The organism is Agromyces sp. NPDC058484 (assembly GCF_042720415.1).
In the GTDB taxonomy this organism is placed as follows: Bacteria; Actinomycetota; Actinomycetes; order Actinomycetales; family Microbacteriaceae; genus Agromyces.
Window position 1 is genome coordinate 191,842 of record NZ_JBHXMP010000003.1, and the last position, 24,620, is coordinate 216,461.

A 24,620-nucleotide genomic window follows, 5' to 3' on the forward strand; every position below is an offset into this window, starting at 1 on the left:
CTCTCCCGAGCCCGGGTGACCCCCCCCCCCATCCCCGCCCCGCGGCCCCCCCCGCCCCCCCCCGCGGCGCGGGGGCCGCCGCGCGCCGGGGCGCGCCCCCCCGCGACCCTGCCCTTCGGCGGCCGCGTGGGGCAAGCTGGAGGCATGCAACGCGTCGCCGCCGAACCGATCGAGGTCCTCCGCACCCGGACGAGCCAGAAATGGCGCACCTACGCCGACGACGTGCTGCCCCTTCCCGTCGCCGAGATGGACTTCCCGCTCGCGCCTCCGATCGCCGCCGCCCTGCACGCCGCGGTCGATCGGTCGGACACCGGGTACGCGTCGAGCAGCCGCCCGGTCGCCGAGGCGTTCCAGGGCTTCGCGGCGACCCGGCTCGGGTGGGACGTCGACCCCGCGCGCGTGACCTGCACCGCCGACGTGAGCCTCGGGATCGTGGAGGTGCTGCGGCGGGTGACCGAGCCCGGCGACGGCGTCGTCATCACCCCGCCCATCTACCCGCCGTTCTTCGACCTCGTCGCCGAGGCGGGCTGCGCGGTCGTCGAGGTGCCGATGGCGGGCGGCATCGACGAGGGCTGGCAGCTCGACCTGCCGGGCATCGAGGCCGCCTTGGCCGGCGGCGCCCGTGCGATGGTGCTGTGCAACCCGCACAACCCGATCGGCTGGGTGCCGGACCCCGAGTCGCTGCGCGCCCTCGCGGAGATCGCAGCGGGAGCCGGCGCGACCGTCGTGAGCGACGAGGTGCACGGCCCGCTCTCGCAGCCCGAGTCGCGTTACACGCCGTTTCTCACCGTGTCGGATGCCGCGCGCGAACACGGGTTCGCCATCACGTCGGCCAGCAAGTCGTTCAACATCCCGGGCCTGAAGTCCGCGCTCATCGCGACCGCGAGCGAGCGGAGCGACCGGGTGCGTGCCGCACTCCCGTACGAGGTCGAGTGGCGCTTGGGCCAGTTCGGCGCCATCGCCTCGATCGCGGCGTTCCGCGAGGGCGGGCCGTGGCTCGACGGCGTGCTCGCGAGCCTCGACGACAACCGTCGGCTGCTCGCCGACCTGCTCGAGGACGAGCTGCCGGGCGTCGGGTACCGGATGCCGCAGGCGAGCTATCTCGCGTGGCTCGACCTCTCGGCGCTCGACTGGGGCGACGACCCCGCGGCGTACGCGCTCGAGCACGCGAAGGTCGCCCTGGCGAACGGGCCCGGATTCGGGGCATCCGTCGGCCGCGGACACGCGCGACTCAACTTCGCATGCACGCCCGAGGTGCTCGCCGAGGCGGTGACGCGCCTCGCCGACGCCCGCTGACCCTCACCGCGTGTAGTTCGGCGCCTCGACGACGAACTGCACGTCGTGCGGGTGCGACTCCTTGAGCCCCGCCGGCGTGATGCGCACGAACTTGCCCTTCGCCTTCAACTCGGGGATGGTGCGCGCGCCGACGTAGAACATCGACTGCCGCAGCCCCCCCACGAGCTGGTACGCCACCGCCGAGACGGGACCGCGGAACGGCACCTGCCCCTCGATGCCCTCGGGGATGAGCTTCTCGTCGGAGGGGACATCCGCCTGGAAGTAGCGGTCCTTCGAGTACGACGTCTTCTCGCCGCGCGTCTGCAGCGCACCCAGCGAGCCCATGCCGCGGTACATCTTGAACTGCTTGCCGTTCTGGAAGACGAGCTCCCCCGGGCTCTCGGCCGTGCCGGCGAGGAGCGAGCCGAGCATCACCGTGTCGGCACCCGCGACGAGCGCCTTCGCGATGTCTCCGGAGAACTGCAGGCCGCCATCGGCGATGAGCGGCACCCCGGCGGGGATCGTGGCCTTGGACGCCTCGTACACGGCCGTGATCTGCGGCACGCCCACGCCCGCGACGACGCGTGTCGTGCAGATGGAGCCGGGGCCCACGCCGACCTTGACGGCGTCGGCGCCCGCGTCGACGAGCGCCTGCGCGCCCTCACGGGTCGCGACGTTGCCGCCGATCACGTCGATCCGGGCGAACGTCGGGTCGGACTTCAGCCGACGGATGATGTCGAGCACGCCGGCGCTCTCGCCGTTGGCGGTGTCGACCACGAGCACGTCGACGCCGGCGTCGCGCAGCGCCTCCGCACGCTCCCAGGCGTCGCCGAAGAAGCCCATCGCCGCACCCACGCGGAGACGGCCCTCGCCGTCCTTCGTGGCGTCGGGGTACTGCTCGGACTTGTCGAAGTCCTTCACGGTGATGAGACCCGTGAGCCGTCCCGCGCCGTCGACGAGCGGCAGCTTCTCGATCTTCTTCGCCGCGAAGATGGCGATCGCCTCGTCGAGGTCCATGCCGACGTGGCCCGTGATGAGCGGCATCTTCGTCATGACATCGCGCACGTACGTCGACGGCTTCTCGAAGTCCGAGACGAACCGCATGTCGCGGTTCGTGATGATGCCGACGAGCACGCCCTCGCCGTCGACCACCGGCAGGCCGCTGACCCGGTAGGTGGCGCAGAGATGATCGACCTCGGCGACCGTGGCATCCGGCGTCGTCGTCACCGGGTTCGAGATCATGCCGGACTCGCTGCGCTTCACCCGGTCGACCATGTCGGCCTGCTCGGCGATGGAGAGGTTGCGATGCAGGATGCCGATACCGCCCTGTCGGGCCATGGCGATCGCCATCCGGGCCTCGGTGACGGTGTCCATCGCGGCCGACAGCAGCGGCGTCGCGACCTCGATGCGGCGGGTCAGGCGCGACATCGTGTCGGCCTCGCTCGGGATCACGTCGGTGTGACCTGGCAGCAGGAGGACGTCGTCGTATGTGAGTCCTGTGAATCCGAACGGATCTGCCTGATCCATGTCTCCCCTTCGTTCCAGGTCGTGATTCCCGCGCCTCGCGGGCAGCAGCGGGATGCATCAATCTTAAGCGAGTTTGCGCGGCGGGCATTCCCCGGATAACAATCGAGGGCCGTTGTGCCCACATGAGAAACACATGCGTCATAATCGGCACGTACTGTCGACGACGTCGTCGACAGCAGGCCCGGTCCGCGGCCAACAGCCGCGGGACCCTTGGAGGTGCAGTGGAACCCACGCAATCAGTCGCCGAACGGAAACCCGGGAGGTGGCTCGTCCTCCTCGGAATCCTTCTCTCCGCACTCACCCTGTCCGGCATCGCAGCGTCCCCTGCGATGGCGGAGGATGTGAGAACGGTCGTCTCGTCCGAGGAGGCCTCGGCAACCGAGGAACCCGAATCGACGGAAGAGCCCGCAGAGGAGGAGTTCGAGTTCCACTTCCGCGGGAATGTGCAGTTCGAAGGCGAACCCGTCGAAGGCGTGAGCATCACCGTCGAGGGCAACGGCTTCGAAGCGGAGACCGAGACCGACGCAGAAGGACGCTGGGAGGTCGGCGTACCCGAGAAGGGCACGTACACCGTGACCCTCGACGAGGACACCCTGCCCGAGGGCGTCATCGTCGCGGAGGAGGGCGGCGCGGAGCGTGAGGCCGAGTTCGGCCTGACCCGCAACGCGTCGGTGAACTTCTTCCTCGGCGAGGGTGAACGAGTCACCGTCAGCTTCTGGAACCAGTTCCTGGAACGCGCCGTGAACGGCATCAACTTCGGTCTGCTGCTCGCGCTCGCCGCGATCGGCCTCTCGCTCATCTTCGGCACGACCGGCCTGTCGAACTTCGCGCACGCCGAGCTGATCACGTTCGGCGCCCTGATGACCTTCACCTTCGGAACCACCCTCGGCGTGCCGATGTGGCTCGCCATCATCATCGCCATCGTGCTGAGCGGCATGCTCGGGTGGGTACTCGACGCAGGCCTTTGGAAGCCACTTCGCAAGAAGGGCCTCGGCCTGATCCCGCTGATGATCGTCAGCATCGGGCTCTCGCTCGCCTTGCGGTACCTGTTCCAGTTCTACTACGGCGGTCAGACGTTCCAACTCAAGGGTGCGACGGGTGTGGCGAGGTTCTCGCTCGGGCCGATCTCCCTCAGCTGGATCGACGTCGCGAGCATGGCGACCAGCATCGTCGTGCTGCTGGCCGTCGCCTTCTTCCTCCAGCGCACCCGCATCGGCAAGGCGACGCGTGCGGTCGCGGACAATGCAAGCCTCGCCTCCGCGAGCGGAATCAACGTGAACTTCGTCATCCGCATCGTGTGGGTGCTCGGCGCCGCACTCGCCGGCCTGTCGGGCATCCTGTGGGCGTACTTCCGGCCGGGAGTCAGCTGGGATATGGGCTTCCAGATCCTGCTGCTCATCTTCGCCGCGGTCGTCCTCGGCGGCCTCGGCACCGCCTTCGGCGCGCTCGTCGGCTCCCTCATCGTCGGCCTGTTCGTCGAACTATCGACGCTCTGGCTGCCGAGTGACATGAAGTACGTCGGCGCTCTCGTCATCATGATCGTCGTGTTGTTGTTCCGGCCGCAGGGCATCCTGGGTCGTCGAGAAAGAATCGGATAGGAGGCCCACGCATGGATTGGGGAGCAATCTTCGGAAATGCGGCCGTCGAGCTGATCAGCCCGACCACCGCCGCGTACGCACTCGCCGCACTGGGTCTGGCGATCCACTTCGGCTTCACCGGACTGCTGAACTTCGGCCAGGCGGGATTCATGCTGCTCGGCGCCTACGGGTACGCCATCCCGGCTCTCAAGCTCGGATGGCCGTGGTGGGCTTGCGTGCTCACAGGGCTCGCAGCATCCGCGATCTTCGCACTCATCCTCGGTATTCCGACGCTGCGATTGCGGGCCGACTATCTGGCCATCGTGACGATCGCGGCGGCGGAGGTGCTTCGGTTGGTCTTCACGACCAACACCTTCGATGCCGTGACCGGTTCGGCGAACGGCTTGTCTCAGTACCAGGGTGACCTACTCACGTTCAACCCGTTCCCGCCGGGCCGCTACGGCTTCGGTCCGTGGGTGTTCGACAACCGCGTATGGTACTTCCTCGTGCTCGGGTGGATCGTGGTCGCGATCTGCGCGGTCTTCACCTGGCTCATCATGCGCAGCCCATGGGGTCGCGTGATCAAGGGCATCCGCGAGGACGAGGACGCAGTACGCGCCCTCGGCAAGAACGTCTACTCGTACAAGATGCAGAGCCTCATCCTCGGCGGTCTCTTCGGAACACTCGCAGGCATGATCTTCGTCATGCCGCGTGCGGTCGTTCCCTCGTACTTCCAACCGACGCTGACGTTCATCATCTACGCAGTCCTGCTCCTCGGGGGGGCCGCGACCATCCTGGGGCCGATCGTCGGCTCGATCGTCTTCTGGGTACTGCTGTCGTTCTTCTCAGGATTCGTCGCGCGTGCCGTCAACGCCGGATGGTTCCCGTTCATGACGCAGGTTCAGGCCGGCCAGCTCCGGTTCATCCTCGTCGGCATCGCGATCATGCTGATCGTGGTGTTCATGCCACAGGGCATCCTCGGAAACAAGAAGGAGCTCGCTTTTGTCAAGTGAAACCGCCTCCTCAAGGCCAGTGAAAACCACCGGGCTGCACGTCGGAGAGCCGGCGCCCGGGGTCAAGAAGACCGACCCGATCCTGATCGCCGATGGCGTCAAGCGCTCCTTCGGCGGCCTCACTGCGGTAGACATCGACCATGTCGAGATCCCTCGCGGCGCGATCACGGCGCTGATCGGCCCGAACGGGGCCGGGAAGACGACCTTCTTCAACCTGCTGACCGGATTCGACAAGCCCGACAGCGGCACGTGGTCGTTCGAAGGTCGCTCGTTGGCTCACGTCCCCGCCTATCGCGTGGCACGAATGGGACTCATCCGCACCTTCCAGCTCACCAAGTCGCTCGGCCTCCTGACGGTCATGGACAACATGAAACTGGGGGCGAAGGACCAGATCGGCGAGAACCTCTTCCGCTCGCTCATCCCCTCGTTCTGGCGCAAGCAGGACGACGAGATCGAGACGAAGGCAATGGATCTGCTCACCCGGTTCAAACTCGACGCGAAGAAGGACGACTACGCGGCCAGCTTGTCGGGCGGGCAGCGCAAGCTCCTCGAGATGGCAAGAGCCCTGATGAGCGGCCCGACCCTGGTCATGCTCGACGAGCCGATGGCGGGGGTCAACCCGGCCCTCACGCAGTCCCTGCTCGATCACGTCCTGAACCTCAAGTCCGAGGGCATGACCGTGCTGTTCGTCGAACACGACATGCACATGGTGCGCCACATCGCCGACTGGGTGATCGTGATGGCCGAGGGAAAGGTGGTCGCCGAGGGCGACCCGCACGAGGTCATGGAGAATCCCGCCGTGATCGACGCGTACCTCGGCGCCCACCATGACGCCGACATCGGGTCGGCGGACACGGGGTCGGTCGAAACAATGAAGGAGCTCATCGATGACGAACAGTAGCGTGGCGCCCACCGTCGCCGAGCCAGCGGCTCAAGACCTCGTGGTCGAGGTGGGCAACGTCGTCGCCGGGTACCTGCCGGGCATCAACATCCTGCATGGCTGCTCGTTGACGGCGGCCCGCGGTGAACTCATCGGCATCATCGGACCCAACGGTGCCGGCAAGTCGACCCTCTTGAAGGCCATCTTCGGGCTGGTGAAGGTGCGCGACGGTCAGATCCGCCTCAACGGCGAGGAGATCACCAACCTCGCGGCAGACAAACTCGTCGCGAAGGGCGTCGGGTTCGTGCCCCAGACGAACAACGTGTTCCCGTCGCTCACCATTCAGGAGAACCTCGAGATGGGGATGTACCAGAATCCGAAGCGCGTGAAGGAGCGTCTCGAATTCGTGCGCGAGATCTTCCCCGAACTCGCGAACCGCCTCTCGCAGCGCGCCGGTTCACTCTCGGGCGGTGAACGTCAGATGGTCGCCATGTCTCGCGCGCTGATGATGGGCCCTCACGTCATGCTCCTCGACGAGCCATCGGCAGGCCTGTCCCCGGTGCGTCAGGATGAGGCGTTCCTGCGCGTGAAGGAGATCAACCGCGCGGGCGTGACGACGATCATGGTGGAGCAGAACGCCCGGCGCTGCCTGCAGATCTGCGATCGAGGGTACGTGCTCGACCAGGGGAAGGACGCGTACACCGGAACCGGTCGCGAGCTCCTGAATGACCCGAAGGTGATCGGGCTCTACCTCGGCACCCTCGGGCAGGACGACGAGGAGTAGACGAACCCTTCGAGGGGGGTGGATGCTGCGGCATCCATCCCCCTTCGGTGTTTCGGGGCCTCTCCAGCGGGGTGGGAGTCCGGGGTTCCCCGCTGGACGGATGCTCGAAGTTCCGGGCCTTCCGGGCCGCGCAGACGATCGCACGTCGGAGCGGCCGGTAGACGTCGGGAGCCAGCGGGGTGCTTTCCGGCCATATTCGTGGGGAGCGTACATTGAATCGGCCGGAAGGCACCCCCGGACGCGGACACAGGCTGGAGCGGAGCCCCTTCATCGTCTGTGCGTGCATTCGAATTCGGCGGTCACGCGGTGAGGATACGAAGTAGGGCCCCGGCCGAAGCCGGGGCCCTACTTGATTCACGAACTCGGATCAGCCATCGCCGATGCGCGAGTAGGTGTTGTCGTCGTTGTACTCGTAGATACCGATGGTCGCTTCGGTCGGGTCACCGTGCTCGTCGAACGTGATCGGACCCGAGGGGCCGTCGTAGTCGATCTGCTGACCCTCGGAGAGGAGCGCGATGCCCTCTTCGTAGCTGGTGACCTTCTCACCTTCGCCACAGCCACCGGAGACCTGCTGGAGGTACTTGGCGATGTCGGTACCCTCGGTGCTGTTGGCCGCGTAGGCCGCGAGCGCGAGCAGCACCACAGCGTCGTACGACTCCGCCGCGTAGCTGTAGTCGGTGAGGGCAGGGTCGACCGCGAGCAGTTCGTCGGTGAAGTCACCGAGCTTCTCCGTGTCGATACCCGGAAGGGTGCCCTTCGCGCCCGTGATGAGCCCGGGAGCGAAATCCGCACTGTAATCGCTGAGGTTTCCATCGACGAAGTACAGCTGGTCACCGGGGTAGCCGCTGCCGACCAGTGCCGGGACGATGATCTTGGACTGATCGAACGTGATCAGGGCGATCGCGTCGGGGTTGGCCGCCGTCACGTCAGCGATCTGCGAGTCGAAGCTCGAGTCGCCCTCGTTGAAGAGCGCCTCGGCGACGACCTCGCCACCGGCCGCCTCGAACGCGGTCTTGGTGTATTCCGCGAGGCCCGTGCCGTACGCGTCGTTGAGGACGATCAGGCCGAGCGTCGAGTTGCCGTCGGAGGCGATGCGGTTGCCGAGGACCTCGCCCTGCAGCACGTCGGACGGCGACGTGCGCCAGTACAGGCCGTTGTCGTCGTACTCGGTGAAGTCGGCCGACGTGTTCGCCGGCGAGAACTGCACGACGCCCGCGGAGACGATCTGGTCGATGACCGTCTTCGACACACCGGAGGATGCGGCACCGATGATCGCCGACACGTCCTGCGAGAGCAGGTCGGTGACTGAGACTGTGGCGATGTCGGTCGTGGTGTCGCCCGAGTCGCGGAAGGTGACGTCGACCGTCAGGCCCGAGTCGACCGCGTTGACGTCGTTGGCGCCGAGCTGCACACCGGCCTCTTCGGGCGGGCCGAGGAATGCGAGCGTACCACTCTGCGGAAGGATCGTTCCGATGTTGAGGGTGAGGTCGCGCTCACCTTCGGCGATCGGCTGCGCGCAGTCGCCATCGGCGGCCGGCTCCTCCGTCTCGGCGGGGGTCGTGCCACCCTGCGCGCACGCAGACAGGAGAAGGGTGCTGACGCCGGCGATGGCGAGACCCGTCCATGCTGCGCGAGCCGTGCGCTTGGCCTTGGCCTTCGCGAAAACGCTCATGTTGCTCCTTGGGACTGAAGGATTGGTACACAAACCAGCGTCTGGTGACGCCGTGGTTTGACAGTATTGCCCGCCCTTGGTGGAAACAAGTCGCCGCGGTCACAACCGTGTAACACCGCCGAAATCGTTACCTTGCCGACACCTTGGCGCCCGCGTACGCACGGAATCGCCACTTCACGGCATGCACACGCTCGGATTCGCGCACCCCCGTTCTGGGGTGGGATGCGCTCAGATCGGTTCCGCCGCCGTGCGCCGCGCAGTGCGGACGCCGCGTACGAGGTCGAACGTGAGCACGACGAGCGCGACCCAGACCAGGCCGAAGCCGATCCATCGCTCGAGGGGCATCGGCTCCTGCAGCACCACGACTCCGACCAGGAACTGGATGAACGGGGCGAAGTACTGGATGAAGCCCATGAAGACGAGCGGCAGTCTCCGTGAGGCGGCCGCGAAGAGGAGGAGCGGCACCGCCGTCACCGCACCGGCGAGGAGGAGGAGCACGGTGTGCCATGCGCTCACGGTGCCGATCGTGAGCCCGGTCGTCATCGCGACGAAGACGAGTTGGATGACCGCGAGCGGCGCGAGCCATGCCGTCTCGAGCGTGAGGCCCGACACGGCGTCGACCTTCGGTCCCACGCGCTTCTTGATGAGTCCGTAGAAGCCGAACGAGAACGCGAGCACCAACGCGATCCACGGCAGCTGCCCATACCCGAAGGCGAGCACGACCACGGCGACGATCGAGATGCCGACGGCCACCCACTGCGTCGCGTTCAGCCGCTCGCGGAGCACGAGCACACCGAGGAACACCGTCACGATCGGATTGATGAAGTACCCGAGCGCCGCCTCGACGACCTGGCCGGTGAGGGTCGCGAAGACGTAGGTCTGCCAGTTGACGAAGATGAGGATGCCGGCGAGCCCCATCGTGAGCACGACCCGGCGATCGCGAAGGAGCACGGCGAACGGCCGCCACGCCCGGGTCACGGCGATGAGCAGCGCGCAGAACACGAGCGAGAAGAGCACCCGCCACGCGACGATCTCCATCGGGCCGCTCGGGGCGAGCGCGATGAAGTAGATGGGGAGGACGCCCCAGAGCGCGTACGCGCTGATCGCGAACGCCAGTCCGGAACGACTCACCGACTGGTCGGATCCGGCCGGGTGCGACGTCGTGGCTTCGGAACGGGATGACACCAGCCAACAGTACGCCTGTCACGCCACCGACGATCGCGCGGGAACTGCCGTTCACCGCCGAGATCCGGCCGACCGCGGCATCCGCTCGGTTGTGGCACCGGATGCCGCGATCGCCGTGACACGACGAGGCCCGGATGCCGCAAGGGCATCCGGGCCTCGAACGAATCGTGTCGCGACTAGCGCACGACGACCGCGAGCACGTCGCGGGCCGACAGCACGAGGAATTCGTCGGCGCCGAACTTCACCTCGGTGCCGCCGTACTTCGAGTAGAGCACGCGGTCGCCGACGGCCACGTCGAGCGGAACGCGGTTGCCGTTGTCGTCGATGCGGCCCGGGCCCACCGCCACGACCTCGCCCTCCTGGGGCTTCTCCTTGGCGGTGTCGGGGATCACGAGACCAGACGCGGTGGTCTGCTCTGCCTCGACCTGCTTGATGACGATGCGATCCTCGAGCGGCTTGATGGAAACCGACACGGTTGACCCCTTTTCTTTCTAGACAAGAACTGTCTTGACGAAGACTGGATTAGCAGCCTCATTGCGAGAGTGCTAAAGCGAGTCTAGGGGCGATTTGGCACTCGTGCAACGTGAGTGCCAGCCCCTTCGACAGGCTCAGGGACCACCGGTCACTCGGTGCTAGCGTGGCCGGGTGGACCGCGCCGAGCTCGTCGAACTCCTCTCCCCCGAGGGGCTCCGGCTGCTCGACAGCCTGCCCGAATGGGACTCGAAGGCCGACATCGTGCGCACGGTCGCCGCGCTCCGCCGCGAGGGTCACCCGCCGGGTCTCGTGGCCACGGTGCTCAGCCAGTCGAAGCTCCGCGCGAGGGCGCGTTCGAAGTTCGGCGAGTTCGCGTCACGCATGCTCTTCACCGAGGCCGGGCTCGAGCAGTCCACCCGGCTGAAGGTGGCCGCGTTGCACGCCGGTCGATTCGCGCGCGCGGGCATCGGCCATGTCGCCGACCTCGGATGCGGCATCGGCGGCGATGCGCTCGCCCTCGCGGCGGTCGACCTCGACGTCACCGCAGCCGAGGCCGACGAGATCACCGCCGCGATCGCCGCCTACAACCTCACGCCCTTCCCGAAGGTCACGGTGCTGCACGCCCGAGCGGAGGACGTCGCGCTCGGCGGCATCGGCGGCGCGTGGCTCGACCCGGCACGCCGAACGACCACGGGCGGCACGACGCGTCGCCTCGATAATGCCGCCGACTACTCCCCCGGGCTCGACTTCGCGTTCGGGCTCGCCGACCGGATGGCCGTCGGCGTGAAGCTCGGACCCGGCACCGACCGCGACGTCATCCCCGGCGACGCCGAGGCGCAGTGGGTGTCGATCGACGGCGACGTCGTCGAGCTCGGCGTCTGGCTCGGGGCGGTCGCCCGTCCCGGCATCCGGCGCGCGGCCCTCGTGATCCGCCACGACGGCGCTGCCGAGCTCACCGCCGGCGCCGACAGCGACGACGCCCCCGTCGGCCCGCTCGGCGACTACCTGTACGAGCCCGACGGGTCGGTGATCCGCGCCCGGCTCATCGGCGACCTCGCGCGCGCGAACGGGGCGTGGATGCTCAGCGCCGGCATCGCCTACCTCACGGCCGACACCCCGTTCGACTCGCCGTTCGCACGGGGCTTCCGGGTCGTCGAACGGCTGCCCGTCGACGAGCGGCAGCTGCGCCAGGCGCTCGCCGCACGGCGCATCGGAACCCTCGAGATCAAGAAGCGCGGCGTCGACGTCGACCCGGCGGCGCTTCGCACGCGCCTGAAGCTCCGCGGCGACCAGAGCGCCACCCTCGTGCTCACGCGCGAGGAGGGCCGGCACGTCGCACTCCTCGTCGAACGTCTCTGACGGGCCGCGGAACTGCACGCACACGCGTCAGTGCGGCAGAGCGCCGAAGACGATCGCGTAGTAGCCGATCCACACCGCGGAGAAGACGAGTCCGGCGACGCCGGCGCCGATCCCGACGAACGCGAGCGTGCGTCCCTCCTCCTCGCGGCGGAGGCCGAGCACGCCGAACACGATCGCCGCGATCGAGAGGGGCAGCATCCAGCCCACGAACAGCGAAGCCGCCGCGCCCAGCGTGCCCACGACGGCGGCGATCCAGCTGTAGACGCGTCGCTGCGTGTCCTCCTCGTCGACGGCTCCGGATGCCTCGGCCATCGGCTCGGGGCGGTGCATGATGAGCAGTTGACCGGTGGGAAGCCGATGCAGCTCGCCCGTATCGAGCGGCCTCTCGAGCTCGCGCACCGCGGGATCGGCGCGAAGCGTCGGCTCCGCGGGCTCAGGCATCTCGGGGGCGGCGGTCGTGCCGCCCGATGCGGGCGCCTCGGGGGCGCCGGCGGTCGTGCCGCCCGATGCGGGCGCCGGCGCCGGTTCCCGGGGTGAACGGTCGGGGGCCTCACTCGCGGGCGAGGCCCCCTCGCGCTCGGACATCTCGAACCTCAGTAGCCGGTGTCGATGTTGGCCGGGAAGCTCGCGAAGGCGACGGTCCAGAGGATGATCGAGAGCAGGGCGATGGCGATGCCGGCGAACCCGAGGATGATGCCCGTGAGCCACATGCCCTTGGCGGCCGGCTCCTTCTTCATGCCGAGGAACCCGAGCACCACGGCGGCGGTCGGGATGATCAGCTGCATGATGCCGCCGACGATCGGGATGAACACCACGAAGAAGCCGACGAGGCCCACGATGCCTGCGATGAGCGAGATCAGGCTGAGCACGGGGGTCGGCTTCGCCGAGGTGCTGCTGCCGTACGCCGGCGCCACGTACCCGGGCTCGCCGTAGCCGGGTTTCCGAGAGCCCGCCTGACCGTACCCCGGCTGCCCGTATGCCGGCTGCTGGCTGCCCGCCGGCTGCGCGGCGCCGTACGCGGTGCGGGGCGCAGCGCCGGCGCGGCGCGCGTCGGCATCGGGCGCGCCGTAGCCGCCGGCGGCGGGCGGCGGCGGGGGGGGCGGGGGCGGCGTCGCAGCGCCGTAGGCGGGCGTGGCGGGCGGAGCCGGCGGAGCGGGGGGCTCGGGCGCGGCGGGCCGCTCGGGCGCCGACGGCGCCGCCGGGAACTCGGGGGTCGACGGCTGGCCCGGTGGCGTCGGCTCGGGCTCCGACGGGAACGTCGGCTCCTCGGGCGTCGGGAACGTCGGCTCCTCAGGGGCAGGAACCGTCGGCTCCTCTGGAGCAGGGACGGTGGGCTCCTCGGGCACCTTGGGCGAGTCGGGGTTCCTGGGGTCACTCATGGCATCAGCCTTTCGCGGTTGTCAGAACAGCTGTCGGCGGTCAGTACGTGGTGGTGGTCAGGTTGGGGTTCGAGAGGATCGCGGCGAACACGGCGAAGAAGATGATCGCGCCGAGGATGGTGAGTGCGATGCCGATGTAGCCGATGATGAGGCCGGCGACCGCCATGCCGCGGCCCTGCTCGCCGGTCTTCTTGATCTGGCTGAGCGAGATGTGCCCGCAGATGACGCCGGCGACGAAGCCGATGCCCCAGATGATGAACCCGGCGATCGATGCCACGAGCGAGACGATCGCGAGGACGTTCGTCTTCGGGCCGGCCGGCTGGCCGTAGGCGGGCGCGGACTCGCCGTACGCGGGTGCGGCCGGGGCTCCGTACGTCGGGGCGGGCTGCGATGCGGGCGGCACGGGAGCGCCGGGCTGGTCGGGAAGGTTCGGATCGGTCACGGTCGGTGTCCTCTCGATGCTGTGATCCACAGACGCGCCATGCGCTGCGTGGCGGCGCGCACATTCGGCGCCTCCGCTGTCTACGTTGCTCACACTATCGCGGTGTGCGGGCCCTGTGCAGCCTTCGGCGCGGCCCGTCAGACTTGGATCCGGGTGACGGGCAGGGTCGAGTCCGCGCCGAAGGAGGAGAGGTCGGATGCCGCGTGCCCGGCCATGATGAGCCGGGACCCGAGTGCCGCGATCATGGCCCCGTTGTCGGTGCAGAGCGACAGCGGAGGAACCCGGAGGGCGATGCCCGCGGCATCCGCTCGCTCCTCGGCCACCCGACGGAGCCGCGCGTTGGCCACCACGCCGCCGCCGAGGAGGAGCCGGGGGACACCGAGGTCGGTGCACGCCGCGATCGCCTTGCCCACGAGCACGTCGACGACGGCCTCGCGGAAGCTCGCCGCGACATCCGCGAGCGGAACCGGCTCACCGGCGGCCTCGCGCTGCTCGACCCAGCGGGCGACGGCGGTCTTCAGTCCGGAGAAGCTGAAGTCGTAGCGGTGCGCCGCCAGGTCCTTCGGCTGGGTGAGCCCCCGCGGGAAGCGGATCGCCGCGGGGTCGCCGCCGATCGCCGCCCGGTCGATCTCGGGTCCGCCCGGATAGGCCAGGCCGAGGAGCCGCCCGACCTTGTCGAACGCCTCGCCGGCCGCATCGTCGATCGTCTCGCCGAGCAGCTCGACATCGGCGTCGAGGTCGCGCACGAGGAGGAGCGACGTGTGGCCGCCCGAGACCAGGAGCGCGACCGTGGGCGTCTGGAGGGGCGCGCGGTCGTCGAGCAGGTCGGCGCCGACGTGGCCGACGAGGTGGTTCACGGCGTAGATCGGGCGGTCGAGCGCCAGGGCGAGCGCCTTCGCCGCGCCGACGCCCACCATGAGCGCACCCGCGAGCCCGGGCCCGCTCGTGACGGCGACGGCGTCGAGATCGGCGAGCTCGACGTCGGCCTCGGCGAGCGCCGCGCCGATCGTCGGGCCGAGCGCCTCGAGATGCGCCCGCGCCGCCACCTCGGGCACGACGCCGCCGTAGCGGGCGTGCTCCTCCATCGACGACGCGATGACGTTGGCGAGCAGGTCGGTACCGCGCACGATGCCGACACCGGTCTCGTCGCACGAGGTCTCGATGCCGAGCACGAGGGGCGCGTCACGATTCATCCGCGGCCCCTCGGATCGGCCGTGGCTGCCGCGGGCCGCGTCACGGCGGGCGGCACCGCGAGCCGCATCGAGATCGCGTCGACGCCGTCGGGCTGGTAGTAGCCGCGCCTGACGCCGATCTCCTCGAAGCCGAGGGAGTCGTAGAGCGCGCGCGCGATGGGGTTGTCGGCGCGCACCTCGAGGAAGAGCTCGGTGAGGTGGCGCCGTCTCGCCTGCGTGATGAGGGCGTGCATCAGGCCGCGGCCGAGGCCGATGCCGCGCGCGAACGGAGCGACGGCGATGGTCTGGATGTCGCCCTGCTCGCTGCCCGACGGGGCGAGGAGCCCCGCGTAGCCGAGCAGCCGCCGCTCGTCGTCATCGGCGTCGTCGTCGACGGCGATCAGGTAGTAGCCGTGCGGGCTCTCGATCTCGCGGCGCATGGCCTGCTCGGGCCACGCGTCGCGCACGAAGGTGGCGCGTTCGAGGCGCATGATCGCCTCGAGGTCGGCGGACTTCGCCCGCCGCATCAGCACGCTCATCGCAGCACCCGCTTCGGGGCGGAGGGGGTCACGTCGGGCGCGCGCAGGTAGATCGGCGCGTCGTCGGCGAGCGGCAGGCGCCCGGCCGCGAACGCCAGCTCGGCGAGCATGCCGACGGCACCGGCGGGAACGAGGGTCGCATCGAGACGGATGCCCCGTGCCCCGGGCACCCCGTCGCGAGGCACGAGTCGCGGCCCGCTCGTGCGCACGGGGAGACCGTCGCCGTCGAGGCCCTCGTAGTCGGAGACCGCGAACTCCCGGCGCCGGGCGTCGGTGACGACCTGGAGCGCGCCCGCACCCCCGTCGCGATACCAGCGCCAGGCGATCGCATCGTGACTCGCGACCGGCACGAACGGCCGATCGATGCCGAGCGCGAACGCGTGCGCCGCGGCGATGCCGACGCGGAGCCCGGTGAACGGCCCGGGGCCCATTCCGGCCGCGACGCCCGACAGCCGACCCGGGCGCACGCCGGCCGCGGCGAGGGCGTCCTGGATGAAGCCGCCGATGACCTCGGCGTGGCGCATCGTGTCGTCGGTACCCGTCTCGGCGAGACAGCGCAGTTCACCGTCGGCGCCGTCGCGATCGACGACGGCGACACTCGTGCCCGTCGAGGTGTCGATCGCGAGGAGCATGAATCCAAGCCTACTGGGAGGCGTCGAACGGGCTCCCCGCCCAGCGCGGGCCGTGGCCCCGCACCGCGAGGATGCGCGGCTCGTCGGCGCCGAGGAGCTCGGCGTCCGCGGCATCCGTCGGCTGGTCCGCGGGAGCGCCGCTGCCCTCGGGCCGCTCGATGACGACGTCGAGCCAGGAGTCGGCGACGTCGTCGAGCAGGCCCGCACCCCACTCCACCACCACGACGGCGTGCGCGAAATCGAGGTCGAGGTCGTCGAGGAGCTCGGCGCTGCCGAGCCGGTACGCGTCGACGTGCACCAGCGGCGGCCCGCCGACGAGGCTCGGGTGGGTGCGCGCGAGCACGAAGGTCGGGCTCTGCACCGGGCCGCGCACGCCGAGGCCCTCGCCGATGCCCCGGGTGAGGGTCGTCTTGCCCGCGCCGAGCGAGCCCGTGAGCACCACGAGGTCGCCGGCGCGCAGCGTGCCGCCCAGTTCGCGCCCGAATGCCTCCATCTCGGCGGTGTCGCCCACGTCGAGGCGCATCACTCGCCGCCCATGTAGGTGCGCGGCACCCGGGGGCCGATGCGCGTCACGATCTCGTAGCCGATCGAGTCGGCGGCGTCGCCCCAGTCGTCGGCAGAGGGTACGCCGGCGGCCGGATCGCCGAAGAGCACGACCTCGTCGCCGACCGTCACCTCGTCGTCGCCGACGTCCACGAGGAACTGGTCCATCGCGATGCGCCCGACGACGGGCCGCCGTGCGCCCGCGAGCCACACTTCGCCGCGCCCGGAGGCCTGTCGCGGGACCCCGTCGGCGTAGCCGAGCGGCACGAGGGCGAGCGTCGTCGCGTGTTCCGCGCGCCAGACGTGGCCGTAGGAGGCGCCCGTGCCCACGTCGACGCGTCGCACCGCCGCGACGCGCCCGCGGAGGGTCATCGCCGGGCGCAGGCCGAGGTCGGCGGCCGTCGTGCCGTCGCCGAAGGGCGGCACCCCGTAGCATCCGATGCCGAGTCGCACGAGGTCGTACCGGGACTCGGGCCGGCGGACGGCGCCCGCTGTGGACGCGATGTGGCGCACCTCGGGGGCGAGGCCCGCCGCGGATGCCGCGGCGAGCGCGGCCTCGAAGGCGGCGAGCTGCGCGGCATCCTCGTCGGCCGAGGTGTTCGCGAGGTGGCTGAACACCCCGCGGACCTCGACCAGGCCGTCGCGCTCGAGGCGCGCGGCCGTGCCGACCGCCTCGCCCCACGCCCCGGGTGCGACGCCGTTGCGGCTGAGCCCCGTGTCGATCTTCAGGTGCACCCGGGCTCGCCGGCCGACGGATGCCGCAGCCGCGATGGCCTCGAGCTGCCCGATCGACGAGACGCCGAGGTCGACGTCGCGGGCGATGGCGGTGCCGAACCCGGCGCCGGGGTCGTGCAGCCAGGCGAGCACGGGCGCGTCGATGCCCGCATCGCGGAGCGCGATCGCCTCGACCACGTCGGCGACGCCCAGCCACTCCGCGCCGCCGGCGAGCGCGGCCCGGGCGACCGGCACGGCGCCGTGCCCGTAGGCGTCGGCCTTCACGACCGCCATCGTGCGCGCGGGCGCCACCAGCCGCGTGAGCGTCGCCACGTTGTGACGGACCGCGTCGAGGTCGACGACCGCCTCGCGGAAGGGCGGGCGCCCGTCGGGGCCGGCTGCGGTCACTGCAGCGGCCGATCCGCCTCGAGCACGACGAACGCGCTCGCGAGCCCTGCATCGTGGCTCATCGAGAGGTGCACCCGGTCGATGCCGAGTGTGCGCACATGCTCGGCGAGTCCGCCCGACAGCTCGAAATCGGGGTTGCCCTCGGGGTCGTTCACGATGCGCATCTCGTGCCACCGGATGATCGCGTGCCCGCCGAGGGCCTTGATGAGCGATTCCTTGGCGGCGAACCGGGCCGCGAGCGAGCGTGCGGGGCGATCGCGTTCGCTCTCGGCGAACAGGCGCTCCACGAGGGCCGGCGTGCGCACGAGCGAGCGCTCGAAGCGCACGATGTCGACCACGTCGATGCCGATGCCGACGATCACTCGGGTCACTCCACCGTCACGGACTTCGCGAGGTTCCGGGGCTGATCGACGTCGAGTCCCTTGGCCTGCGCGAGCTCCATCGCGAACACCTGCAGCGGCACGACCGCGAGGAGCGGCTCGAACAGCGGGGCCGCCAGCGGGATGCGCAGCACCTCGTCGGCGAACGGCAGCACCGCGGCATCCCCCTCCTCGGCGATCGCGATCACGCGAGCGCCGCGGGCACGGATCTCCTGGATGTTCGAGACGACCTTCGGGTGCAGGTTCGCGGAGCCGCGCGGGCTCGGCACCACCACGAAGACGGGCTGGCCCGGCTCGATGAGCGCGATCGGTCCGTGCTTCAGCTCGCCCGCGGCGAACCCCTCGGCGTGGATGTAGGCGAGTTCCTTGAGCTTCAGCGCGCCCTCGAGGGCGATCGGGTAGCCCACGTGACGGCCGAGGAACAGCACCGAGCGCGTGTCGGCCATCCAGTGCGCGAGCTGCTCGACGCGCTCGGCCTGCTCCAGCACGGTCTCGAGCTTCCCGGGCACCGCCTGCAGCTCGGCGAGCTGCGCGGCGACGTCGTCGTCGGACAGCGTGCCCCGCACCCGGGCGAGGTGCAGGCCGAACAGGTAGAGCGCGGCGATCTGGGCCACGAACGCCTTCGTCGACGCCACCGCGACCTCGGGCCCGGCGTGCGTGTAGACGACGGCGTCGGACTCGCGCGGGATCGTCGCGCCCTGCGTGTTGCAGACCGAGATCGTGCGGGCGCCCTGCTCCCGCGCGTACTTCACGGCCATGAGCGTGTCCATCGTCTCGCCCGACTGGCTGATCGAGACGACGAGCGTGTCGGGGTCGAGCACCGGCTCCCGGTAGCGGAACTCGTGGCTGAGCTCCACGTCGACCGGCACGCGCGCCCACTTCTCGATCGCGTACTTCGCGACCATGCCCGCGTAGGCGGCGGTGCCGCACGCGATCACGGTGATGCGACGGATGCCGCGGAGCTCGTCGTCGCCGAACGACGCGAGCTCGGGGATCACCACCTGCCCGTCGACCACGCGGCCGAGCAGGGTCTTCGCGACCGCCTCGGGCTGCTCCGACACCTCCTTGCGCATGAACGACGACCAGCCGCCCTTCTCGGCGGCCGAGGCGTCCCACGCGACGTCGAACGGCTCGACCTCGACGTCGGCTCCGCCGAAGTCGGTGACCGTGACGCCCTCGGCGGTGATCGTGACGATCTGGTCCTGGCCGATCGCCACGGCGCGCTTCGTGTACTCGACGAAGGCGGCGACATCCGACCCCAGGAAGTTCTCGCCGTCGCCGAGGCCGATCACGAGCGGGGAGTTGCGGCGGGCGCCGACGACGACGCCGGGCTGGTCGCGGTGCACGGCCAGCAGCGTGAACGCTCCGTCGAGGCGGGAGACCGTGGCCCGGAACGCCTCGGTGAGCTCGCCGATGCGGCGGTACTCGCGGCCGAGCAGCACGGCGGCGACCTCGGTGTCGGTCTCGCTCTCGAAGCTGAAGCCCTCGGCGAGCAGTTCGTCTTTCAGCTCGGCGAAGTTCTCGATGATGCCGTTGTGGATGAGCGCGAGCCGGCCGTCGTCGCCGAGGTGCGGGTGCGCGTTGCGGTCGGTCGGCCCGCCGTGCGTCGCCCAGCGGGTGTGGCCGATGCCCGTGCCGCCGCGGTGCAGCGGCGTGGCCTCGAGGTCGTCGGCGAGCACCTGGAGCTTGCCCGCCCGCTTCGCCGTCTCGATGACGCCGTCGTCGTCGACGATCGCGACTCCCGCCGAGTCGTAGCCGCGATACTCGAGGCGGCGAAGGCCTCCCATGAGCACGTCGAGGCTGTTGCGCTCTCCGACGTAGCCGACGATTCCACACATGCGCTCGATTGTATCCGCGGGGGGCTGTGCGCCTGCCGCGCACGCCCCGGCCGTTCGCCCGCGCGGCGCCTCACTAGACTGTGACGGTGCTGGATCCGCAGAGCTCGTCGTCGCACGTGGCGCAGATCTCGCCGTTCATCGAGCTCGGCCGTTCGGACTGGGCGGCCCTGGCGCCGTCGATGCCCTCTCCCCTGCGCGAGACCGAGGTCGTGCAGCTGCGCGGCCTCGGCGAGCCGCTCGACCTCCGTGAGGTCGCCGAGGTGTACCTGCCGCTGAGCCGCCTGCTCAACCTCTACGTCGGCGGCACGAAGGCGCTCCACAACGTCACGAGCGAGTTCCTCCGGGAGCGCGTGGAGGCGACCCCGTTCGTCATCGGCGTCGCCGGTTCGGTCGCGGTCGGCAAGTCGACCATCGCGCGCCTGCTCCGGGAACTGCTCGCGCGATGGGAGCACACGCCGCGGGTCGAGCTCGTCACGACCGACGGGTTCCTCTTCCCGAACGCCGAGCTCGAGCGGCGCGGGCTGATGTCGCGCAAGGGATTCCCCGAGTCGTACGACCGTCGCGCGCTGCTGCGCTTCGTGAGCGAGGTGAAGGCGGGCGCCCCCGAGGTGCGCGCCCCGTTCTACTCGCATCTCGTGTACGACATCGTCCCCGACGCGCAGGTGACCGTGCGCCGGCCCGACGTGCTCATCGTCGAGGGCCTCAACGTGCTGCAGCCCCCGGGGCCCGGTCATCGGCTCGCGGTCAGCGACCTCTTCGACTTCACCGTCTACGTCGATGCCCGCACGTCCGACATCGCGCGCTGGTACGAGGAACGGTTCCTCAAGCTGCAGCGCGGCGCGTTCGCGAACCCGCACTCCTACTTCCACCGCTACGCGAGCCTCACCGAAGACGAGGCGCGTCAGCAGGCCCGCGAGATCTGGCACTCGATCAACGAGCCGAACCTCCTGCAGAACATCAGGCCGACGAGGTCACGTGCCTCGCTCGTGCTCCGCAAGAGCGCCGACCACACCGTGTCGAACGTGCTCCTGCGCAAGCTCTGACGGCGGATGTCGCAACCGCGCGTCGCGACGCCCACGACGGCGCCATCGAGATCCTCGATGCTGCGGCATCCGACCGCCTCGAGTGTGCACTTCGCGCCCAGCTGAGGGCGGCGACAGCACTGTCGACGCGGGCGAGGCTAGCGCGAAAGACGCTCGCGCACGACGTCGGCGAGGGATGCCGCATAGCGGTCGGCCTTGTCCTGCTGGGATGCCTCCACCATGACGCGCACCATCGGCTCCGTGCCCGACGGCCGCAGCAGCACGCGTCCGGAGTCGCCGAGTTCGGCCTCGACCGCGGCGACCGTGGCGGCGATCTCGGCGTCGTCGTGGAGCGCGTTGTGGTCGACATCCCGCACGTTCACGAGCACCTGAGGGTAGACCGTCATCACCGAGGCGAGCTCGGCGAGCGTCTTGCCCGTGCGCGCCATCTCGGCCGCGAGGTGGAGCCCCGTCAGCACGCCGTCGCCGGTCGTCGCGAACTCCGTCATGATGACGTGCCCCGACTGTTCGCCGCCGAGGGCGAGCCCCTCCGAGGCGAGCGCCTCGAGCACGTACCGATCGCCCACCTTGGTCTCGACGACCCGGATGCCGCGATCGGCCATGGCGCGACGCAGGCCGAGATTCGACATCACGGTCACCACGAGGGTGTCATCGGTGAGCGTGCCGCGCTCGTGCATCGACACGGCGAGGATCGCCATGATCTTGTCGCCGTCGACCACGTTGCCGTCGGCGTCGACGGCCAGGCAGCGGTCGGCGTCGCCGTCGTGGGCGATGCCGAGGTCGGCGCCGTGCTCGCGCACGGCCGCCTGCAGCAGCCCGAGGTGGGTGGAGCCGACGCCGTCGTTGATGTTCATGCCGTCGGGGTCGGCCCCGATCACGGTCACGGTCGCGCCGGCGTCGCGGAACGTCTCGGGTGAGACCCCGGCGGCCGCTCCGTGTGCACAGTCGAGCACGACGTGCAGGCCGTCGAGTCGGTTCGGCAGCGTGCCGAGCAGGTGCACCACGTAGCGGTCCTCGGCGTCGGCGAACCGGCGGATGCGGCCGACGCCGCCGCCGACGGGCGCGAGCGCCTGCTTGCCGAGGTACGACTCGATGCGATCCTCGACCTCGTCGGGGAGCTTCGTGCCGCCGAAGGAGAAGAACTTGATGCCGTTGTCGGGCGCGGGATTGTGCGACGCCGAGATCATCACGCCGAAGTCGGCGCCGATCGAGTCGATGAGGAACGCCGTCGCCGGGGTGGGGATGACGCCGGCGTCGAGCACGTCGACACCCGAGCTCGCGAGGCCGGCCGCGACGGCAGACGTGAGGAACTCGCCCGAGACACGGGGGTCGCGCGCGACGACGGCCACCGGGCGACGGCCGGCCGCGCGGAGCTCGTCGGCGTGCCGCCCCCGAGTGAGGACGGCGGCAGCCGCCTGGGCGAGGCCCAGGGCCAGGTCAGCCGTGAGTTCACGGTTGGCCAGGCCCCGGACCCCGTCGGTTCCGAAGAGCCGGGGCATACGAGAACCGGAGACCCGGATCAGCGCTTCGAGAACTGAGGCGCCTTGCGGGCCTTCTTGAGGCCGGCCTTCTTGCGCTCGATGACCCGCGCGTCGCGGGTGAGGAACCCGGACTTCTTGAGGGTCGGCCGGTTGTTCTCGCGGTCGATCTCGTTGAGCGCACGCGCGATCGCGAGGCGCAGTGCGCCGGCCTGGCCCGAGGGGCCGCCGCCGGTGATGCGTGCGATCACGTCGTACGAGCCCGAGAGCTCGAGCACGGTGAACGGGTCGGTGATGAGCTGCTGGTGCAGCTTGTTCGGGAAGTAGTCCGCGAACTCACGGCCGTTGACGGTGATCGTGCCGGCGCCGGGAACGACGCGCACGCGCGCGATGGCCTGCTTGCGACGGCCGACCGCCGCGCCCGAGACGTTCAGCACGGGACGGGGGGTGGTGGGTTCGGCCGAGGGGGTGCTCTCGGTCGTGTAGCTCTCGGGAGCCGCTTCGATCTGGTCTGCGATCTTCGCCATGGTGGTGTGAATCCTTATTTCGAGAACGTCGAGTGCGCCGGAACTACTGGGCGACCTGGGTGAGGGTGTACGGCTTCGGCTGCTGGGCCGCGTGCGGGTGCTCGGGGCCGGCGTAGACCTTGAGCTTCTTCAGCTGCTGGCGGCCGAGCGAATTCTTCGGCAGCATGCCGCGGATCGCCTTCTCGACGGCGCGGACCGGGTTCTTCTCGAGCAGCTCGGCGTAGCCGACGGCCTTGAGGCCGCCCGGGTAGCCCGAGTGGCGGTAGGCCTTCTTCTGCTCGAGCTTCTGGCCGGTGAGGGCCACCTTGTCGGCGTTCACGATGATCACGAAGTCGCCGGTGTCGACGTGGTTCGCGAAGATCGCCTTGTGCTTGCCGCGCAGGAGGGCTGCGGAGTGGCTGGCGAGGCGGCCGAGCACGATGTCGGTCGCGTCGATGACGACCCAGTCACGCTGGATCTCGTTCGACTTCGGGGTGTAGGTGCGCGTCACGGAAGTGCTGCTTTCTGATCGAGAGAGGGGTTCGTGAATCCCGCTCCGGTGAGGTGTTCGCCCGCTCATGCGGCCGAACGCCCCGGTGGAGGGCTCATCTTCGGGTGCCGCCCTTCGACGAGCTCAGGGAACGGTCGCGGGGGCACCAAAGGGTTAGCTTAGCCGACCACCCCGTCGACGTGCAATTCGCGGCGCGCCCTGGTCTGCACCGCGCGTGCTTCGAGTTCGTGGTCGTCGGGGTAGCCCACCTCGGTGAGCACGAGCCCCTTCGCGGGCATCACCTTGAATGCGCTCGTGCGCTCGGCCGCCCGGAGCAGCCCGAAGGGGTCGGATGCCGCGAGCCGCCCTTCTCCCACCGCGACGCACGCCCCGACGAGTGCGCGCACCATCGAGTGGCAGAACGCGTCGGCCTGGAGCGCCGCGACCAGCACGCCGTCCGCAGCGCGCTCCCACCCGTACGACTGCAGCGTGCGGATCGTCGTCGCGCCCTCGCGCGGGCGGCAGAAGGCCGCGAAGTCGTGCAGTCCGACGAGCGATGCGGCCGCGGCATCCATCGCCGCTGCATCGAGGTGCCGGGAATGCACGACGGTGCGCCGGCGCTCGAGGGGGTCGCGGAGGGCGGATGCGTCGGCGACACGGTACTCGTAGCGTCGCCAGATCGCGGAGAACCTGGCGTCGAACCCCACCGGTGCGCGTTCCGCGTGGGTGATCACCACGTCGGCGTCGGCACCGAGGATGCCCGTGAGCCTGCGGGCGAGCGCAGCCTCGGGCGAGGCGTCGGGGTCCTGCCCGCGGCGCGGCCGGGCGACGGCGGCGAGGGCGTCCGCACCGACGTCGAGGTGCGCGACCTGCCCGAGCGCGTGCACGCCGGCGTCGGTGCGGCCCGCGACCGCGAGGCGCGGCTGCTCGCCCGTGCGACGGAACAGGGTGCCCAGCGCCTCCTCGATGACGCCCTGCACGGTGCGGAGCCCCGGCTGTCGGCTCCAGCCGTTGAAGTCGGTGCCGTCGTAGGCGATGCCGAGCCGGATGCGGACGACGGATGCCGCGCTGGACGCGTCGCCCGCGGCATCCGCGTCGCCCGCGTCGGGGCCCGTCGTCTCACTCACGCCTTCCACCCTATGACCGCTCCGGGGGTCGTTTCCGGCCATTCTCCCCGTCCGGCGTCCGTGCGGTTGACCGGAATACACCCCCGCAGGCTACTTCTCGATGCACCGGACCTCGGCGGGCAGACCACGCGAGAACGGGCCTCCGGGAACAGCGAAGGGCCCGGATGCCGCAGCATCCGGGCC

25 protein-coding genes are annotated in these 24,620 nt (G+C 70.1%); 7 read left to right on the top strand and 18 right to left on the bottom strand.

Annotated elements, in window-relative coordinates:
* The first annotated feature begins 144 nt into the window (after positions 1-144).
* Positions 145-1,296, top strand: coding sequence for a MalY/PatB family protein (locus tag ACFWN7_RS04430; RefSeq protein ID WP_376937516.1), 1,152 nt, complete (start codon positions 145-147; stop codon positions 1,294-1,296).
* 3 nt (positions 1,297-1,299) lie between these two features.
* On the opposite strand, the gene guaB is transcribed toward ACFWN7_RS04430, so the two are convergent.
* Positions 1,300-2,802: an IMP dehydrogenase gene (gene guaB / locus ACFWN7_RS04435; RefSeq protein ID WP_376937517.1), complete on the bottom strand. Its 1,503-nt coding sequence runs from the start codon at positions 2,800-2,802 to the stop codon at positions 1,300-1,302.
* A 329-nt stretch (positions 2,803-3,131) separates the two neighbouring features.
* Here guaB and ACFWN7_RS04440 point away from each other — a divergent pair, with 329 nt between their 5' ends.
* The 4 genes from ACFWN7_RS04440 to ACFWN7_RS04455 are packed head-to-tail and all read left to right on the top strand — an operon-like array spanning position 3,132 to position 7,056.
* Positions 3,132-4,400, top strand: a complete 1,269-nt coding sequence (locus ACFWN7_RS04440; RefSeq protein ID WP_376937518.1) for a branched-chain amino acid ABC transporter permease — start codon at positions 3,132-3,134, stop codon at positions 4,398-4,400.
* Positions 4,401-4,411: 11 nt separating this feature from the next.
* The gene (locus tag ACFWN7_RS04445; protein ID WP_376937519.1) at positions 4,412-5,392 is read left to right on the top strand and encodes a branched-chain amino acid ABC transporter permease; all 981 of its coding nucleotides are present in this window, start codon (positions 4,412-4,414) and stop codon (positions 5,390-5,392) included.
* A gap of 19 nt (positions 5,393-5,411) precedes the next feature.
* Positions 5,412-6,293, top strand: coding sequence for an ABC transporter ATP-binding protein (locus ACFWN7_RS04450; RefSeq protein ID WP_376937520.1), 882 nt, complete (start codon positions 5,412-5,414; stop codon positions 6,291-6,293).
* Positions 6,280-7,056, top strand: coding sequence for an ABC transporter ATP-binding protein (locus ACFWN7_RS04455; RefSeq protein WP_376937521.1), 777 nt, complete (start codon positions 6,280-6,282; stop codon positions 7,054-7,056). The genes ACFWN7_RS04450 and ACFWN7_RS04455 overlap by 14 nt, the downstream gene beginning before the upstream one ends.
* Before the next feature lie 367 nt (positions 7,057-7,423).
* Here the strand turns inward: ACFWN7_RS04455 and ACFWN7_RS04460 are convergent, their stop codons facing one another.
* The 3 genes from ACFWN7_RS04460 to groES form a co-directional block, all read right to left on the bottom strand.
* Positions 7,424-8,728: an ABC transporter substrate-binding protein gene (locus ACFWN7_RS04460; RefSeq protein WP_376937522.1), complete on the bottom strand. Its 1,305-nt coding sequence runs from the start codon at positions 8,726-8,728 to the stop codon at positions 7,424-7,426.
* Between the two features lie 228 nt (positions 8,729-8,956).
* On the bottom strand, positions 8,957-9,913 hold the full coding sequence (rarD, locus tag ACFWN7_RS04465) for an EamA family transporter RarD (RefSeq protein WP_376937523.1): 957 nt from the start codon (positions 9,911-9,913) through the stop codon (positions 8,957-8,959).
* Between the two features lie 176 nt (positions 9,914-10,089).
* Positions 10,090-10,386 (bottom strand): co-chaperone GroES, encoded by a 297-nt coding sequence (gene groES, locus ACFWN7_RS04470; protein ID WP_017203655.1) that lies wholly within the window; start codon positions 10,384-10,386, stop codon positions 10,090-10,092.
* 172 nt (positions 10,387-10,558) lie between these two features.
* Between groES and ACFWN7_RS04475 the strand changes: the two genes are divergently transcribed.
* Complete coding sequence (locus ACFWN7_RS04475; protein ID WP_376937524.1) at positions 10,559-11,746, top strand: SAM-dependent methyltransferase; 1,188 nt, start codon at positions 10,559-10,561, stop codon at positions 11,744-11,746.
* A 27-nt stretch (positions 11,747-11,773) separates the two neighbouring features.
* Here ACFWN7_RS04475 and ACFWN7_RS04480 read toward each other — a convergent pair whose 3' ends face one another.
* From ACFWN7_RS04480 to glmS, 10 genes are all read right to left on the bottom strand, one after another.
* Positions 11,774-12,331, bottom strand: a complete 558-nt coding sequence (locus ACFWN7_RS04480; protein WP_376937525.1) for a hypothetical protein — start codon at positions 12,329-12,331, stop codon at positions 11,774-11,776.
* A gap of 8 nt (positions 12,332-12,339) precedes the next feature.
* Positions 12,340-13,125, bottom strand: a complete 786-nt coding sequence (locus ACFWN7_RS04485; RefSeq protein ID WP_376937526.1) for a hypothetical protein — start codon at positions 13,123-13,125, stop codon at positions 12,340-12,342.
* Between the two features lie 40 nt (positions 13,126-13,165).
* Positions 13,166-13,567, bottom strand: coding sequence for a DUF4190 domain-containing protein (locus ACFWN7_RS04490; protein WP_376937527.1), 402 nt, complete (start codon positions 13,565-13,567; stop codon positions 13,166-13,168).
* A gap of 137 nt (positions 13,568-13,704) precedes the next feature.
* A complete protein-coding gene (gene tsaD / locus ACFWN7_RS04495; RefSeq protein ID WP_376937528.1) occupies positions 13,705-14,760 on the bottom strand; it encodes a tRNA (adenosine(37)-N6)-threonylcarbamoyltransferase complex transferase subunit TsaD in 1,056 nt (351 codons plus the stop codon).
* Positions 14,757-15,278 carry a ribosomal protein S18-alanine N-acetyltransferase gene (gene rimI, locus ACFWN7_RS04500; RefSeq protein WP_376937529.1) on the bottom strand — a complete coding sequence of 174 codons (522 nt, stop codon included), beginning with the start codon at positions 15,276-15,278 and terminating at the stop codon, positions 14,757-14,759. The genes tsaD and rimI overlap by 4 nt, the downstream gene beginning before the upstream one ends.
* Positions 15,275-15,910, bottom strand: a complete 636-nt coding sequence (gene tsaB / locus ACFWN7_RS04505) for a tRNA (adenosine(37)-N6)-threonylcarbamoyltransferase complex dimerization subunit type 1 TsaB (RefSeq protein ID WP_376937530.1) — start codon at positions 15,908-15,910, stop codon at positions 15,275-15,277. The genes rimI and tsaB overlap by 4 nt, the downstream gene beginning before the upstream one ends.
* Positions 15,911-15,920: 10 nt before the next feature.
* Positions 15,921-16,433 (bottom strand): tRNA (adenosine(37)-N6)-threonylcarbamoyltransferase complex ATPase subunit type 1 TsaE, encoded by a 513-nt coding sequence (gene tsaE / locus ACFWN7_RS04510; RefSeq protein WP_376937531.1) that lies wholly within the window; start codon positions 16,431-16,433, stop codon positions 15,921-15,923.
* The gene (gene alr / locus ACFWN7_RS04515; protein ID WP_376937532.1) at positions 16,433-17,575 is read right to left on the bottom strand and encodes an alanine racemase; all 1,143 of its coding nucleotides are present in this window, start codon (positions 17,573-17,575) and stop codon (positions 16,433-16,435) included. Before alr ends, tsaE begins: the two co-directional genes overlap by 1 nt.
* A complete protein-coding gene (locus tag ACFWN7_RS04520; RefSeq protein WP_376937540.1) occupies positions 17,572-17,937 on the bottom strand; it encodes a holo-ACP synthase in 366 nt (121 codons plus the stop codon). Before ACFWN7_RS04520 ends, alr begins: the two co-directional genes overlap by 4 nt.
* A 5-nt stretch (positions 17,938-17,942) precedes the next feature.
* Entirely contained in the window at positions 17,943-19,793 is a 1,851-nt protein-coding gene (glmS, locus tag ACFWN7_RS04525; RefSeq protein ID WP_376937533.1) for a glutamine--fructose-6-phosphate transaminase (isomerizing), read from the bottom strand.
* An 89-nt stretch (positions 19,794-19,882) separates the two neighbouring features.
* Here glmS and coaA point away from each other — a divergent pair, with 89 nt between their 5' ends.
* Complete coding sequence (coaA, locus tag ACFWN7_RS04530) at positions 19,883-20,836, top strand: type I pantothenate kinase (RefSeq protein ID WP_376937541.1); 954 nt, start codon at positions 19,883-19,885, stop codon at positions 20,834-20,836.
* A gap of 137 nt (positions 20,837-20,973) precedes the next feature.
* Here coaA and glmM read toward each other — a convergent pair whose 3' ends face one another.
* The 4 genes from glmM to ACFWN7_RS04550 all read right to left on the bottom strand — a co-directional run bounded on the left by glmM (position 20,974) and on the right by ACFWN7_RS04550 (position 24,359).
* Positions 20,974-22,335 carry a phosphoglucosamine mutase gene (gene glmM / locus ACFWN7_RS04535; protein WP_376937534.1) on the bottom strand — a complete coding sequence of 454 codons (1,362 nt, stop codon included), beginning with the start codon at positions 22,333-22,335 and terminating at the stop codon, positions 20,974-20,976.
* Between the two features lie 20 nt (positions 22,336-22,355).
* Positions 22,356-22,841, bottom strand: coding sequence for a 30S ribosomal protein S9 (gene rpsI / locus ACFWN7_RS04540; protein ID WP_376937535.1), 486 nt, complete (start codon positions 22,839-22,841; stop codon positions 22,356-22,358).
* Positions 22,842-22,884: 43 nt separating this feature from the next.
* Positions 22,885-23,331 carry a 50S ribosomal protein L13 gene (gene rplM / locus ACFWN7_RS04545; protein ID WP_376937536.1) on the bottom strand — a complete coding sequence of 149 codons (447 nt, stop codon included), beginning with the start codon at positions 23,329-23,331 and terminating at the stop codon, positions 22,885-22,887.
* Between the two features lie 158 nt (positions 23,332-23,489).
* Positions 23,490-24,359 carry a tRNA pseudouridine synthase A gene (locus ACFWN7_RS04550; RefSeq protein ID WP_376937542.1) on the bottom strand — a complete coding sequence of 290 codons (870 nt, stop codon included), beginning with the start codon at positions 24,357-24,359 and terminating at the stop codon, positions 23,490-23,492.
* Positions 24,360-24,620: the final 261 nt, after the last annotated feature.